The organism is Nostoc sp. (assembly GCF_036917615.1).
Classification (GTDB): Bacteria; Cyanobacteriota; Cyanobacteriia; order Cyanobacteriales; family Nostocaceae; genus Nostoc.
This window is the reverse complement of the sequence record NZ_JBALCZ010000072.1, coordinates 1-14,548: the sequence shown is the minus strand read 5'-3', so window position 1 is coordinate 14,548 and position 14,548 is coordinate 1. Positions and strand designations below refer to the sequence as shown.

Sequence of the window (14,548 nt, the reverse complement as noted above, 5' to 3'; positions counted from 1 at the left end):
AGATGTCCGATTTCTTCACCGTTTCTTTCCGCCCTGACATCTGCCTCACTACTGAAGGCGATCAACTCACTCTGCAATCGGCTCAACACTGCCTGACGTTATCACATCCTCAGCCAGGATTGAGAACCGCCTTAGAACACCTCAAGTATTCCACCCAAACTGTTTCACAACTCCAAGCTGTGATTGCTGAATTGGATGGAGTCGAAGCCAGTTTAAATTTTGAGTCTGAGTTGCAAAAGCTAATTAGCCTCGGCTGGATAAGTCATTCCGTTTTACCGTTGGCAACTACCATTGCAATCGCCGAAAATTATCAATTTGTTGCACCTGTTTTTGATTGGCAACAGCCTTTGATGCTGTCTCGTTTTGCCTTTCTGCGTCAAGAAAACCAACAGTTTGTTTTAGAATCTCCCCTTTCCAAAGCCAAAATTATTCTGCTAGATTGGCGGGCAACAGCCTTAATTGGGAAACTGGCTGAAGTTGATGCGTCAAACACCCTCTTAACTTTAGCAGATGCGCTGATTGATGCAGAGATAGTGCGATCGTTCATGCAATTGCTCATGGCAACTGGGATGATTGCGTTAGAACCCGAAAGTAAAGCCTTATCCCAATGGAAATTTCATAACCTGCTGTTTCATCGCCAAACTCGTTTACAGCGATTAGACGAGCCGCAAAAATCGGAAATTCCTCAATTCGACGATCATCAGCAATTTCCCATTGTGAAATCGCCCATGAGCGAACAAGTAATTTCCTTAGAGAAACCTAACCTAGAAGCCTTAGCCAAAACCGATATTTCACTGACGCAGGCGATCGAATCCAGACAATCGATTCGGGACTACGACGATCAGCCCATTACTCTACAGCAGTTAGGAGAGTTTTTATATCGCTGTGCCAGAGTCAAAGAGGTTTACACCCTTGAAGATGATCCTATGAACGTCGGAGAATGGACAAAACGTCCCTATCCCTCCGGTGGTGGATTATACGAATTAGAGATTTATCCAGTAATTAATCGATGTCAGGGATTAGATGCAGGATTATACCACTATCAACCCCTGTCTCACACTCTGCACGCGATCGCCGATTGGCATCCAGAGGTTGAAGCTTTAATTTTCGATGCCTGGAAAGCAACCGGACAACAGGATATTCCGCAAGTTCTTTTAATTGTGACTGCTAGATTTGGGCGGCTATTTTGGAAATATCATGGCATCGGTTATGGTTTGATTTTGAAACATATTGGTGTTTTGGATCAAACATTTTATCTCGTTGCCACTGCCATGAAATTAGCTCCCACTGCGATCGGTGGCGGTAACTCCGAACAGTTTGGCAAAATCGCCCAACTCAACGCTCATGTTGAGTCGTCAGTTGGAGAATTTATGCTAGGTTCGCTGAAAAAATAAAAAGTCTTGCTGATGATACTTCATTAATAATTTATTAAACCTCTAAATTCCTATGCCTGACTTAATTACGATTTCTGGTTTTGCCGAACTCCAAGCCCTCACACGCGGCGATTCCCGCATCAAAATTGCTGTGCTTGATGGCCCAGCCGACCTTGATCGCGCTTGCTTTCGCGGTGCAAACTTGAGTAGAGCCAATGCGTTTTGGCAACAGACACTAGAGCCTATTGATCCGATCCATATCCAACAGGAACGTCAAATTCGGGCGTTGACGAACAAGAAAAAGGCTTTAAAAAAGGCATTAAAGCAGCTCGAAAAGGAGAATGCACGGGATAGCAATAAGAATCAGATTTCGCCATCCATCGGTCAAGTTACACCGTCGAATATAGTGCGATCGCATGGTTCCATCACCAGCATCTTCAATGCTTTACTAGAAAACACAGATGCTCCAATAAGGTCGCAATATCGCCACTTAAGCACCTCCAAACAGCAAAAACCACTGCAACCAGAAATATCTTCAAATATCAACTATGCCGCCGCAATTGCAGCATTAGAGGCAGAGATCAAAGCCTTAGAAGACAAAATTCCCAAACCAGTGAAAGAACGTCTAGGGGGTATCTTTCATGCAACTGGCATTTTTTCCATGATGTTTGGGCAACCCGGTTCCCCCATTGAAGGAGTGGCTCCCTACTGCACCGCCATTAACATTCCCCTGTTTGAAACCGCAACTACCGATGAATCACTGTCACCACTAAACATTGCCCATGCCTTTAACCTAGCATTAGAACTGGGAGTGAATATCATTCATTGTGCCGCCTGCCACCCCACCCAAACCGGGTTTGCCCACGAGATGATTCAGAAAGCAGTAAAACAATGTCAGGACAACAACATTCTGATTGTGGCTCCCAGTGGCAATAACAAAGGCGAATGCTTTTGTGCTCCGGCGATTTTACCCAATGTTTTAGCAGTGGGCATGATGAAGGACAATGGGCAACCCGCAAACTACAGTAACTGGGGCGGACAGTTTCAGGAACAGGGCATTCTAGCACCCGGAGAGAACATTCTGGCGGCAGAACCAGGTACCGATGAACCTGTGCGGCAAGAAGGCACCAGTTTAGCGGCTCCCCTAATCACAGGTATTTCTGCGTTGCTGATGAGTCTGCAATTGCAACGTGGCGAACAACCCAACGCCGAAGCAGTGCGGATGGCTTTTCTCAACAGCGCCATTCCCTGCGATCCTAAAGAAGTGGAAGAACCAGAACGCTGTTTAGCCGGTAAATTAAATATTTCTGGAGCCTATCAATTACTGACGGGGCAACCCTTGTCTAGCATTAAACCTACTCATACTGTCCGTCCACAAATCGTTCTGCCAGCTACCAGCAACTCTTTGCCAGATAGTTACGAATCTGTAGTAACAGACTTTTCTCAACCCAAAAGTGAGATTCACACTCCTGCACCCACTCAACTGATTACCGCCTCAGCCACACTTGCAGACATTCCCCCCTCTCCCACTCTCCCCCTCTCCCCTTCCACCATCACTCCCAGCGCCGTCTCCAAAAAAGTCTACGCCCTCGGCACCCTTGGCTACGATTTCGGCACCGAAGCCCGCCGCGACACCTTCAAACAACGGATGCCTGCGGTTAGTATGGATGGGGTATTAGTTCCTTCTAATCCCTATGATGCCCGCCAGATGGTTAATTACCTGGAATTAAGCCCCACTGAAGGTAAATCTCTCATTTGGACGCTGAACCAGGAACTCACCCCCATTTACGCGCTAGAACCTCAAAAGGCTTTTGGCAGTGAAATCTACGCCGTCTTTGCGATGATGCTGGCTGGACAAATTCAGCCCCAATCCAGCGATAATTATATCGAGCGAGTCAGCATTCCTGGCAATCTTACTGATCGCACAGTCGAACTCTTTTCCGGGCAGGTTGTTCCTGTTGTCGCCCTGCCAAATATTAGAGGCATGTACGGTTGGCAAATCAACGCCCTTGTGGAGGCAGCCGTTGCCACCGTCAGCACTGAAACAAGCGTTCCCGATAACGCCAGTATGCAGCGTTCTCTCAAGAGTTTCCTGCATCGCATCTACTACGATCTCCGCAATTTAGGGCAGCTTGATCGCGATCGCGCTCTTAATTTCGCCGCCACCAACGCCTTTCAAGCCGCCTCCACCTTTGAGTCAGCGATTGTTAGTGGCATGGGATTAGAAAGCATCGAAGTTGAAAAAAGCCCCTTCTGTCGCCTTAACAGCAATTGCTGGGATGTGAAGCTGAAGTTTTTCGACTCCGAGAATGGCAGTCGCGCCAAGAAAGTATATCGATTCACCATCGACGTTGCCAATATTATGCCAGTTACTCTGGGTCAAGTGCGATCGTGGTCAGTGCCACGTTAGCTTGTTGACATTCTCCCCATAATGTCTTCTACCCTTGGCGGTTCTGGCGCGAACAGATTCCCCTGAATCCTTGCTCTCTCAAGTTGCTGCTCAGGTAGATATGATTGAAGAACCCAGCCAGCAGCGAAATATCTCAGCCTGTACTCAGTTGCTTGCAGGGTTAAAATATAACAACAATCTAATCAGCAGCTTATTGCGAGAGGAGCTTATGCAGGAATCTGTAGTCTATCAAAGAATTATTAGACAAGGAATTGAGCAGGGGAGACGAGAAGAGGCGTTGTCAGTGGTCATGCGCTTACTTCCTCGGCGAATTGGTATAGTTGCTCCAGAATTGCGTAGGCGTAGCCCGTCGTAGACATCGCAGATTGAAGGATTGTCTCTTACTCAATTAGAGGATTTAAGCGAGGCGCTATTAGATTTCTCGACAGCAGCGGATTTAACAAGCTGGTTTAATACTGTTAAAGAAAACTGACCACTTCACTCAACTTCTTCACAGCGAATTAATAGCGTTTCCATCGCCTCTGCTAGAGAAATCAACTCTGTCCAAGAGGAGCCACTAACTAAATTTTGGGCGTGAGCTAATCGGTTTCGCAACTGTTCGGCAGACTTGAGGAAGCGTTCGCCAAACCGCTTGGACTTTAGTCCCAGTTGCTGGAGAAGTTCTGGTTGATTTAAAATCAACTCTCGCTTATCACAAAATTGCAAATAATCTAACAAATCGGTAGCTTCGTTTCTTTCCTGGCTCTCTCGCCATAGCCGTTGAGCAACTTCTAAGCGTTCAGGTTTGAGGATTTTTTGCCAAGAATCTTGGGGATAGTAAATCCGCACCAGCCGTAGCAAATTCATTTCTAGCAGCGTTACCAAGCCAAACAATAGCATTCGCGCGGGTGCTTTCTGCAAGTCGCCACAGGTAACAATACCACTTACCTGATTGCAATCCAAGACAAACAATCGCGGAGTTTGTTGCAAAATAGGTAGCAACTTCATCAGTGGGGTGGAAATGGCTATTAGTTCTTTTGGATGAAACACTCGTTGATAGTCGCTACACTTGCCTTCTTTGCCTTGAATCAAACTAGAGCGTTCTACATAACCGCTAATAATATCTCCCGTCTCAACGCCGATAACATCAAAATTTTGTGCTTGCATCCAATGCAGCACTTCTTTCACCTCTGCATCAGCCGGCATAGCTTTGAGGGGTTCTGCCACGTATTCAATGGTGATATTGTTCTCAAATAAACTTCGCAGGTCTTGAGAACGCGATTTTAGGTGTTTCATCCCCCTGCTGTCAACTCACGTTAAATAATCCTACGGCACTGATGCGATCGCCAACGGAATTTTCTGCCAGATTAACCCTGCCGCAGCTACGCCCAACCTAGACATCGCTATCTCAACAAATACCATAATCCAATGTAATACCATCATAGTTGGTATTAAATGTAGTGAAGATTAGACATTCTCAAGTAACAAAATATTTTGCACCTACAAAAAAAATGTTATTACTAAAACGACACATCGAATTGATACTTGGTAGAATCTTACCAAGATAACCAAAATTGATAATATTATTATGCCAAGGAAAGAACAAGGATGGGTCACATTTCAAACTTCAGAGGAAGAGCGGAAGATTCTAGAGGAGTTCTGCGAACAGTCTCAACGGACCAAGACTGAGATTTTGCGGGAACTCGTGCGTAGTCTCAATCAGCACTCCTTACCACCAACTCAGCAAGAAAAACAGGAAGATGTCTACATTCAAAAGCCTGATATAGAAAGTAGTATTCAAAAAAAATCATTAAAAGTTAGCTCTCGCAATATTCTTAAAGGTGTTGTTAAACGAGTTGTTTATGGAGCTGTTAATAGTGAGGTGACTCTAGAGATTATTCACAAAGTCGAGTTAACTTCAATTATCACCAGAACTTCCGCAGAAGAGTTGGAACTATCTGAGGGAAAAGAAGCTTATGCAGTCATTAAGTCCAACGATATTGTCATTGCTAGAGAATAGAAATAGTTAATTTTGGGCGTTGGATATTAAGAGGATGAATTATCAGCACTAACATTTTTGATTTTGGAGAACTGCAAGATAAATTGAGTATATATAGTTGCTGCGATCGCTTATGTAATACTATTTTAAAAAATATTGACAAACAATAAATCGGTTGTACACGCGTACATCTGTGCGCCTCTACTATAGCAATCCTATCTGATTTGTGAAAATTCGCAGTCTCCAGATTCCCGACTTCGTAAAAGTTGTCAGGGATCTAAGTAGAACGACTTAAAAAAACCAAACTATGTGAAGATAAGTAAATACGTATGATGTATTTAGCACGGCAACAAAGATATGGGCAGCCGTTTACAGCGGTTTTCAGATGAATAGACCAGAGAATGTGGTTTCGCGCACTATATTTGCAGTTTGTTTGCAGCGATTGTGGTTTCATTTGCACCTAATGTGGTTTTGAGACCCCTTTTATTTGCAGAGAATGTGGTTTCAAAATCGCCTTGTTTGCAGTTTTATCTCCCGACGTTTGCAGTTCGCTACACCTAGAGAGTGGGGAGCGGACAGGACAGACCGACGCGAAGCTGAGACGTAGTCACCGCGGCACGCCGTGGCGGTGTTGCAAGTCACCCGTCGGACGTCTGCTCGTCCGTGGGGTAGCGGGCGTAGAACTCAGCGTCCCACGCGGCCTCGGCCTCCTTCTCGGTGGGCGGGAGGACCATGCCGGCCTCCATGGCCCAGTGCGGCGGGAAGTCGAAGAGGGCGACGATTTTGTGGTGCATCTACCCTTGCACCACAAAATCTGATGCACTGAGAATCGGCGCACCAGTTAGAGTTGCAAATAGACCACCGCTACCAAAACCAGCCGCACTGCCATTTTGGTTGTAGAACAACTGCCCACTAAAAGCGTCGTAGATAATTTTCGCCGTGCTAGCCGCCCCGGAAGAAGTAATTTGAAAATCACTCTTTTTACTAAAACCTGTTCCGGGAGCAGAAGTAATCGCATTAAAGGTAGTTTTATCTAAGATAATCTTATCGCCTTGGGAGCGGTTGAAATCAGCGATCGCATCTACACCAACAGCAGTCAGGGCAAAGGCTGCATCAGTGTTGTAAAAGAAAGAGTCGGCACCTGCACCACCGACAAGGGTATCATTGCCAGAACCGCCGATCAGAATATCATTGCCACAACCCCCCCGCAGCAGGTCATTGCCACTGTTGCCGTCAATAAAGTCGTTACCTCCTTGAGCATTAATCACATCGTTGGAGTTTTCAAAACCTGTGATGCTATTATTCAGGTCATTGAGGAAAGTCACCGTGTTCTTGTTGAACAGGCTAGTTTGAGTGGAATTGGCATTGAAGACATCAAAGCTGTCAGCGATGTTGGTTTGCCCATCAAACTCTATATTACCAATCGCAGGTCTAGCTCCAGAAGCTGGCAGGTTATCGAGGTTTTCTAATTTGAAGTTTTGCAATTGGACTTTAGTATTAGCCACATTTTCAAAGGTAACTTCTAAGTTGTTACCCTGAGGAGTTAATTGCAGATTTTGAGCAGTCAAACCACTACCTGTAAATTGCAAGGTGTCCAAAGAGGCAATTACCGCTGCCGTTGGGTTTGAGCCTTTGCCAACGCCACTAAAATCGGTGATGGTGTCATTGCCATCGCCAGGGCGAATAATAAATTTATCTTCACCGCCGTTGCCTGTTAGGGTATCGTCACCAGTTAAGCCATCGATGATGTTGTTGCTAGATGTGCCGATTAGCTTATCTGCATCGGGAGTTCCAGCCAGGTTACCAGGGGTGTTGCCACTGCCCAAATTCGTCCCCCCAAACACCACATAGCTTTGCCCAGCAGTGTCGATGCCGTTGGGGTCGGCATATGGTGCCCCAATAATCACATCGTCAATGCCATCATTGTTGATGTCCCCCGCATTGCTGACTGAGTAGCCTGATAAGTCACCTTTAGCAATGCCGTTAATCAAAAAGCCATTAGTGCCATTCAAAGAAGAGAGGTTGAGGGTGCCACCACTGCCCAGATTCTTCCCTCCAAACACTACATAGCTTTGCCCAGCAGTGTCGATGCCGTTGGGGGAGGCATATGGTGCTCCAATAATCAGGTCGTCAATGCCATCATTATTAATGTCCCCCGCATTGCTGACTGAGGTGCCTGAGTAGTCATATGCTGCAATGCCGTTAATCAAAAAGCCATTAGTGCCATTCAAAGAAGAGAGATTGAGGGTGCCACCACTGCCCAGATTCTTCCCCCCAAACACTACATAGCTTTGCCCTGCACCATCGATGCCGTTGGGGGAGGCAGATCGTGCCCCAATAATCAGGTCGTCAACGCCATCGTTGTTGATGTCCCCCGCATTGCTGACTGAGATGCCTGAGTAGTCAAGTTTTGCAATGCCGTTAATCAAAAAGCCATTAGTGCCATTCAAAGAAGAGAGGTTGAGGGTGCCGCCACTGCCCAGATTCTTCCCCCCAAATACTATATAGCTTTGCCCAGCAATGTAGATGCCGTTGGGGGAGGCATCATATGCCCCAATAATCAGGTCGTCAATGCCATCGTTGTTGATGTCCCCCGCATTGCTGACTGAGTAGCCTGATTCGTCCTCTGCTGCAATGCCGTTAATCAAAAAGCCATTAGTGCCATTCAAAGAAGAGAGGTTGAGGGTGCCACCACTGCCCAGATTCCTCCCCCCAAACACTACATAGCTTTGCCCTGCACCATCGATGCCGTTGGGGTCGGCATATGGTGCCCCAATAATCAGGTCGTCAACGCCATCGTTGTTGATGTCCCCCGCATTGCTGACTGAGTAGCCTGAGTTGTCAATTGCTGCAATGCCGTTAATCGAAAAGCCATTAGTACCATTCAAAGAAGAGAGGTTGAGGATGCCACCACTGCCCAGATTCCTCCCCCCAAACACTACATAGCTTTGCCCTGCAACATCGATGCCGTTGGGGGAGGCATATGGTGCCCCAATAATCAGGTCGTCAACGCCATCGTTGTTGATGTCCCCCGCATTGCTGACTGAGTAGCCTGAGTTGTAAAATTTTTCAATGCCGTTAATCAAAAAGCCATTAGTGCCATTCAAAGAAGAGAGGTTGAGGGTGCCACCACTGCCCAAATTCCTCCCCCCAAACACTAGATAGCTTTGCCCAGCTTCAAGGATGCCGTTGGGGGAGGCATATGGTGCCCCAATAATCAAGTCGTCAATGCCATCGTTGTTGATGTCCCCCGCACTGCTGACTGAGTAGCCTGATAAGTCACCTTTAGCAATGCCGTTAATCAAAAAGCCATTAGTGCCATTCAAAGAAGAGAGGTTAAGGAGATTGAATGATGAATTAGCCATGATTTTCTCAATTGTTTATTTATTGTTAGTCAGAGAGTCGGACTTAAGGTTCTAAGCTTGAAGTTCTGTGTTCCAAGTCGGGTTGCACATCTGTGCGTGCCCCTATGCTTGTACGACAAAATCTGATGCACTGAGAGTTGACGTACTATCTAAGAACTGCCAATTCACCGCTACTTCCGCAACCAGGTAGGCTTTGGGCTTGTAGAATAACCGCTGATTTAGAGTGTCCTAGAAAATGCGATCGCTATTGCTACCCTCAAAAATTGAACTGCACATCATAATTCGTAATTAGGAAATTCAATTACGAATTATATTGATAGCGCTCTTTGGGTATGATTTCCTCAAAGGATTTGACTTTGAAATTTTTAAGTTGTTTTGATATTTTTTAAAACACTTAGATATTCTGATAAATATCTAAGCAGTGTCAATAGGCTAAGTGTAATTCTGGTAAAGTTAGAGTTAACTTTATGACTTGCCAAGTAAAGTTTTTGTGTAGGCGTAGCCCGTTGTAAACATTGCTCTCTTTAGATCGTCTATGTATCTATCTAAAGATGTAAATCATTGGTGAAAAATGAACATCACACGGAGATATGCAAGAGAACACGGAGATTTCTCTTTGGGTTTCCCAATCTCTGCGTCTTCTTTGACAGCATTCCTTGACTAAAGTTCTCTTATTTCCAATAGTGTTAATTTTTTGAGTACGGTAAACCGTATTTGCTCATTAGTTCCCAAAGATTAATTTAATTGTTAAGTTTAGTTACATAAATAAAAAAAAACTACACCCATTGCTAGACAGGAGAATTTATGATAAGTGGTAGTATCCTTGACACTGAAGACAAACTGAACAACTTTGAGATGCAGCCTGGACATTAGATCACACAAGTCAAGCTCTCTCAGAAATAAGACTGATTTAACATTGTTTAACATTACTATGCAAGCGACAGATCAATTAGTGCATTTTTTAGAGGAGGAGTTGGGTATTTCTGGTGGAGCAATTTCCCTTGCCTTGCGACATTGTGAGCAGACCCCCAACTTTCTAGCCATGACTCTCTGGCAGTATGGGCTGGTAACACTGGATCAGTTAGCCCAAATTTTTGATTGGTTGGAAACAGTATAAGCTCCTGCTTCAACTATTCGGATCGTAAATAGCCGACTTTCCCAGAAAGTCACATTCTCAACAGTTTTCATTCTAAGGATTGGTAACAACATCTATGGCAATTAAAGAACAGCCTAAGTCACCTCGGTTTCGGATCATTGCTAATATATTGCTGGCAGTATCAGGGCTATTCCTGCTCTTAAATTTATTTTTGCCTGGTTTATTTGCTTCTGGCCCTGCTGGTGTTCCCTATAGCCTATTTATTCATCAAGTACAAGAAGGGGAAGTCAGCCGCGTTTCCGTTGGTCAAAACCAGATCCTTTACCAACTAAAAACAGAAAATGCCGAGCCGGGCCAGGTGTTTGCAACTACACCAATCTTTGATTTAGAGTTACCCAAACTGCTAGAACAAAAAGGAATTGAGTTCGCTGCTACACCTCCACCCAAGAATACTTGGATTACAACCCTCTTGAGTTGGGTGATTCCACCGCTGATTTTTATTGGCATTTGGCAGTTCTTTCTCGCCCGTGGTGCTGGTGGCGGTGGTCCTCAAGGTGTTCTTTCCATTGGTAAGAGCAAAGCTAAGGTTTACGTTGAAGGCGAGTCAGCTAAAATTACCTTTGCAGATGTGGCTGGGGTAGAAGAAGCGAAAACTGAGTTAGTAGAAATCGTGGATTTCCTCAAGACTCCAGGACGCTTTACGCAAATTGGCGCTAGGATTCCTAAAGGTGTGCTGTTAGTTGGTCCTCCAGGTACTGGTAAGACACTTTTAGCGAAAGCCGTAGCAGGGGAAGCAGGAGTTCCATTCTTCAGCATCTCTGGTTCGGAGTTTGTGGAACTGTTTGTCGGTGTGGGTTCTTCTAGAGTGCGGGATTTATTTGAGCAGGCTAAAAAACAGGCTCCCTGTATTGTATTCATTGATGAATTGGATGCGATCGGTAAGTCTCGTAGCAGTAACGGCTTCTACGGTGGTAACGATGAGCGAGAACAAACCCTCAACCAGTTACTAACAGAGATGGACGGGTTTGCAGTTGGGGATGCAACAGTCATTGTACTAGCAGCTACCAACCGCCCGGAAATACTAGACCCGGCATTGCTGCGTCCAGGCCGCTTTGACCGCCAAGTGTTGGTAGACCGTCCCGATTTATCTGATCGTGAAGCAATTCTCAAGATTCACGCTCAAAAGGTGAAATTAGGAGATGATGTGAATCTAAAAGCGATCGCTACTCGTACCCCTGGTTTTGCTGGCGCAGATTTGGCAAACTTGGTGAATGAAGCTGCATTATTAGCAGCTCGCAATCTCCGTCAAAGTGTTGCTCAAGAAGACTTTGCCGAAGCAATTGAGCGGGTAGTTGCCGGTTTAGAGAAGAAGAGTCGGGTGATGAATGAGACTGAGAAAAAGATTGTTGCATACCATGAAGTCGGTCACGCAATGGTAGGGGCGCTAACCACAGGAAACGGACGTGTAGAAAAGATTTCGATTATTCCCCGTGGGATGGCAGCTTTGGGCTACACTCTGCAATTACCAACTGAAGACCGCTTTTTGATGAATGAAGAAGAATTGCGCGGTCAGATTGCGACTCTGTTAGGTGGACGTTCCGCCGAAGAGATTGTGTTTAACAGCATTACAACAGGTGCTTCCAACGATTTGCAACGAGCAACTGACTTGGCAGAACGGATGGTAACAGCCTATGGTATGAGCAAAGTCTTAGGGCCACTGGCTTACCAACAAGGACAACAAGCGATGTTCCTGGGTAATGGTGCGGCTAATCCCCGGCGGGCGGTGAGTGAAGACACATCCAAAGCCATTGATAGTGAAGTCAAGGAAATCGTGGAAACAGCCCACGAACAAGCCCTAAATATTCTCAGAGAGAATCGAGACTTGCTAGAAGCGATCGCTACTCAACTCTTAGAAACAGAAGTCATTGAAGGGGAAAAACTGCACAGTCTGCTTAGTCAGGTTAAACCTGTAGCTAATCCGTAATTCCTAATTAAGAAAGTCAGATTTTATCCGCAGAAGGACGCAGAGAATAACTCTGCGTTCCTTTGCGTTTGAGAAAAGCCACTCATTTTCATACCGCAATCAGCAACGCCAACACAACATATACTAATTGCATTGATCAATCAAATCCAAGATGCTACTTTTAGTACCTCGCAAGCCGTATTTAGAATGATAGCAGAGCGCTAATCACAATTAAACAACCACAAAATTGTTTTCCGTTAGTGTCACACCGCCTAAAAGTTGTGCAAATTTTACCTGAGTAAACCCAGCCGCACTGCCATCTTGGTCAAAGTACAGTCCACCTGTAGAATTATCATAGATGAATCGTTGACTGCTTGTCGTTGCAGATGTTCCAAGGGTAAATTGGCTTGTCTGAAGTGAACCGATTGATAACCCGCCACCAAAACCAGCGGCCGATACCTGAATCAGTTCATTAGTGGCGTTGAAGTCATAAATAGTATCAATGCCTTGACTATAACTATTGAAAGCAAAGGTATCAGTCCCATCCCCTCCATAGAGGGTATCATTCCCGTTGCCACCTGTGAGGATATCATTGCCACTACCACCTTGGAGGATGTTCTTACCGGAAGCGCCAGAAGCGGAGATATAATCATTGCCATCACCCCCAGAGAGGAGGTTATCACCTGTTGAACTCCCAGCACTCAAGCGATCGTTACCAGCGCCACCATTGAGGGTGTTATTGCCTGTTGAGCGGTAGTCATGGTAGTTATTGGGGTCGGAGTAGTAGTAAGTGCCAGAAAGGTTAATAAAATCATTCCCATCGCCACCAGAGAGCAGGTTATTGCCTGTTGAACCGCTAGCACTCAATGTATCATCACCGGCACCTCCATTAATGGTATTATTACCTAAAGAGCGAGAGTCGAAGGAGGAGTAGCTGGATCTGGAGTAGCCGCCAGAAAGGTCAATAAAATCATTCCCATCGCCCCCAGAGAGCAGGTTATTACCTGTTGAACCGCTAGCACTCAAGGTATCGTCACCAGCACCTCCGTCAAGGGTGTTATTACCTAAAGAACGAGAGTCCGAGGAGAAGAAGTAGCGGGAACTGTCAGTGTAGTAAGTGCCAGAAAGGTCAATAAAATCATTGCTATCGCCGCCATAGAGCAGGTTGTCACCTTTTGAACCGCTAGCATTCAATGTATCGTCACCGACACCTCCATTAAGGGTGTTATTACTTAAGGAGCGAGAGTCCGATGAGTAGTTGGTCTCGGTGTAGTAGTAGATGCCAGAAAGGTCAAGAGAATCATCGCCATCGCCCCCAGAGAGCAGGTTATCACCTTTTGAACCGCTAGCACTTAATGTATCGTCACCGGCACCTCCATAAAGAGTGTTATTACCTAAGGAGCGAGTGTCTAAAGAGAGGGAGCCGGATGTGGAGTAAGTGCCAGAAAAGTTAAGATAATCATTGCCATCGCCTCCGTCGAGGGTGTTATTACCTGTTGAACCGCTAGCATTCAATGTATCGTCACCTGTACCTCCGTCGAGGGTGTTATTACCTGTTGAACCGCTAGCATTCAATGTATCGTCACCTGTACCTCCGTTGAGGGTGTTATCACCTGTTGAACCGCTAGCATTCAATGTATCGTCACCTGTACCTCCGTCAAGGGTATTATTACCTTCACCACTTTCGAGAGTATCATTTCCCCCACCGCCAATGAGAGTATCATTTCCCACACCACCTCTCAAAAGGTCATTACCACTCAAACCGTTGATGATGTCGTCGCCTCCTTGACCATTGATGACATCGTTGGAGTTGTCAAAACCTGTAATATTGTTATCGAGGTCATTGAGGAAGGTAACAGTGTTCTTATTGAACAGGGTAGTTTGAGTAGAATTAGCATCAAACACATCAAAACTGTCTGTAATGCTGGTTTGTCCATAAAAGAGGATATTGCCAATAGCAGATCGTGAAGAATTTACTGGCAGATTATCCAAATTTTCTAATTTGAAGTCTTGCAGAATGATTTTGGATTGTTGGGAATCATCTTCAAAAGTGATTTCTAAATTGTTACCATTTTGAGTTAATAGTAGATTTTGAGCAGTGAATCCATAATCTGTAAGTTGCAAAGTGTCAGCAGAGGCAATGACTGCCGTTGATGGATTTGAGCCTTTACCCACACCACTGAAATCGGTGATGGTATCAGTATTGGAGTTTACGACGAAAATATCGTTGCCGCCGCCACCAGTTAGGGTGTCATTACCACTGCCCCCGGAGAGGGTATCGTTGCCATTGTTCCCTACGATATTGTCGTTGTAGAATGTACCTGAGATATTGAATTGTTCGATATTCTTGTAGCTAACCCGAC

10 protein-coding genes and 1 pseudogene are annotated in these 14,548 nt (G+C 45.4%); 7 read left to right on the top strand and 4 right to left on the bottom strand.

Features of this window, described 5'->3' with window-relative positions; translation table 11 throughout:
* The first annotated feature begins 2 nt into the window (after window positions 1-2).
* The 4 genes from V7K85_RS26525 to V7K85_RS26510 are packed head-to-tail and all read left to right on the top strand — an operon-like array spanning window position 3 to window position 4,255.
* The gene (locus V7K85_RS26525) at window positions 3-1,394 is read left to right on the top strand and encodes a SagB family peptide dehydrogenase (RefSeq protein WP_334818137.1); all 1,392 of its coding nucleotides are present in this window, start codon (window positions 3-5) and stop codon (window positions 1,392-1,394) included.
* Between the two features lie 52 nt (window positions 1,395-1,446).
* Window positions 1,447-3,783 carry a S8 family peptidase gene (locus V7K85_RS26520; protein WP_334818135.1) on the top strand — a complete coding sequence of 779 codons (2,337 nt, stop codon included), beginning with the start codon at window positions 1,447-1,449 and terminating at the stop codon, window positions 3,781-3,783.
* A 34-nt stretch (window positions 3,784-3,817) separates the two neighbouring features.
* The gene (locus V7K85_RS26515; RefSeq protein ID WP_334818133.1) at window positions 3,818-4,138 is read left to right on the top strand and encodes a DUF4351 domain-containing protein; all 321 of its coding nucleotides are present in this window, start codon (window positions 3,818-3,820) and stop codon (window positions 4,136-4,138) included.
* Window positions 4,139-4,147: 9 nt separating this feature from the next.
* Complete coding sequence (locus tag V7K85_RS26510; RefSeq protein WP_334818166.1) at window positions 4,148-4,255, top strand: DUF4351 domain-containing protein; 108 nt, start codon at window positions 4,148-4,150, stop codon at window positions 4,253-4,255.
* A 5-nt stretch (window positions 4,256-4,260) separates the two neighbouring features.
* Here V7K85_RS26510 and V7K85_RS26505 read toward each other — a convergent pair whose 3' ends face one another.
* A complete protein-coding gene (locus V7K85_RS26505) occupies window positions 4,261-5,058 on the bottom strand; it encodes a hypothetical protein (protein ID WP_334818131.1) in 798 nt (265 codons plus the stop codon).
* Window positions 5,059-5,350: 292 nt separating this feature from the next.
* On the opposite strand from V7K85_RS26505, the gene V7K85_RS26500 reads away from it, so the two are divergent.
* A complete protein-coding gene (locus V7K85_RS26500) occupies window positions 5,351-5,782 on the top strand; it encodes a TOBE domain-containing protein (protein WP_334818129.1) in 432 nt (143 codons plus the stop codon).
* Window positions 5,783-6,399: 617 nt separating this feature from the next.
* Here V7K85_RS26500 and V7K85_RS26495 read toward each other — a convergent pair.
* Entirely contained in the window at window positions 6,400-6,555 is a 156-nt protein-coding gene (locus V7K85_RS26495; RefSeq protein WP_334818127.1) for a hypothetical protein, read from the bottom strand.
* Complete coding sequence (locus V7K85_RS26490) at window positions 6,556-9,126, bottom strand: hypothetical protein (protein ID WP_334818125.1); 2,571 nt, start codon at window positions 9,124-9,126, stop codon at window positions 6,556-6,558.
* Window positions 9,127-10,057: 931 nt separating this feature from the next.
* Between V7K85_RS26490 and V7K85_RS26485 the strand changes: the two genes are divergently transcribed.
* Complete coding sequence (locus V7K85_RS26485; protein ID WP_334818123.1) at window positions 10,058-10,243, top strand: DUF2949 domain-containing protein; 186 nt, start codon at window positions 10,058-10,060, stop codon at window positions 10,241-10,243.
* 94 nt (window positions 10,244-10,337) lie between these two features.
* Window positions 10,338-12,206 carry an ATP-dependent zinc metalloprotease FtsH4 gene (gene ftsH4, locus V7K85_RS26480; RefSeq protein WP_334818121.1) on the top strand — a complete coding sequence of 623 codons (1,869 nt, stop codon included), beginning with the start codon at window positions 10,338-10,340 and terminating at the stop codon, window positions 12,204-12,206.
* 210 nt (window positions 12,207-12,416) lie between these two features.
* On the opposite strand, the pseudogene V7K85_RS26475 reads toward ftsH4, so the two are convergent.
* Window positions 12,417-14,522 (bottom strand): annotated as a pseudogene (locus V7K85_RS26475) (beta strand repeat-containing protein); the annotation flags it as partial.
* Window positions 14,523-14,548 lie beyond the last annotated feature (26 nt).

Excerpts from the sequence above, each read along its gene's own strand:
- ftsH4 (WP_334818121.1), top strand. The coding sequence starts at position 10,338 with ATGGCAATTAAAGAACAGCCTAAGTCACCTCGGTTTCGGATCATTGCT.
- V7K85_RS26490 (WP_334818125.1), bottom strand. The coding sequence starts at position 9,126 with ATGGCTAATTCATCATTCAATCTCCTTAACCTCTCTTCTTTGAATGGC.
- V7K85_RS26505 (WP_334818131.1), bottom strand. The coding sequence starts at position 5,058 with ATGAAACACCTAAAATCGCGTTCTCAAGACCTGCGAAGTTTATTTGAG.
- V7K85_RS26485 (WP_334818123.1), top strand. The coding sequence starts at position 10,058 with ATGCAAGCGACAGATCAATTAGTGCATTTTTTAGAGGAGGAGTTGGGT.
- V7K85_RS26500 (WP_334818129.1), top strand. The coding sequence starts at position 5,351 with ATGCCAAGGAAAGAACAAGGATGGGTCACATTTCAAACTTCAGAGGAA.
- V7K85_RS26520 (WP_334818135.1), top strand. The coding sequence starts at position 1,447 with ATGCCTGACTTAATTACGATTTCTGGTTTTGCCGAACTCCAAGCCCTC.
- V7K85_RS26495 (WP_334818127.1), bottom strand. The coding sequence starts at position 6,555 with ATGCACCACAAAATCGTCGCCCTCTTCGACTTCCCGCCGCACTGGGCC.
- V7K85_RS26525 (WP_334818137.1), top strand. The coding sequence starts at position 3 with ATGTCCGATTTCTTCACCGTTTCTTTCCGCCCTGACATCTGCCTCACT.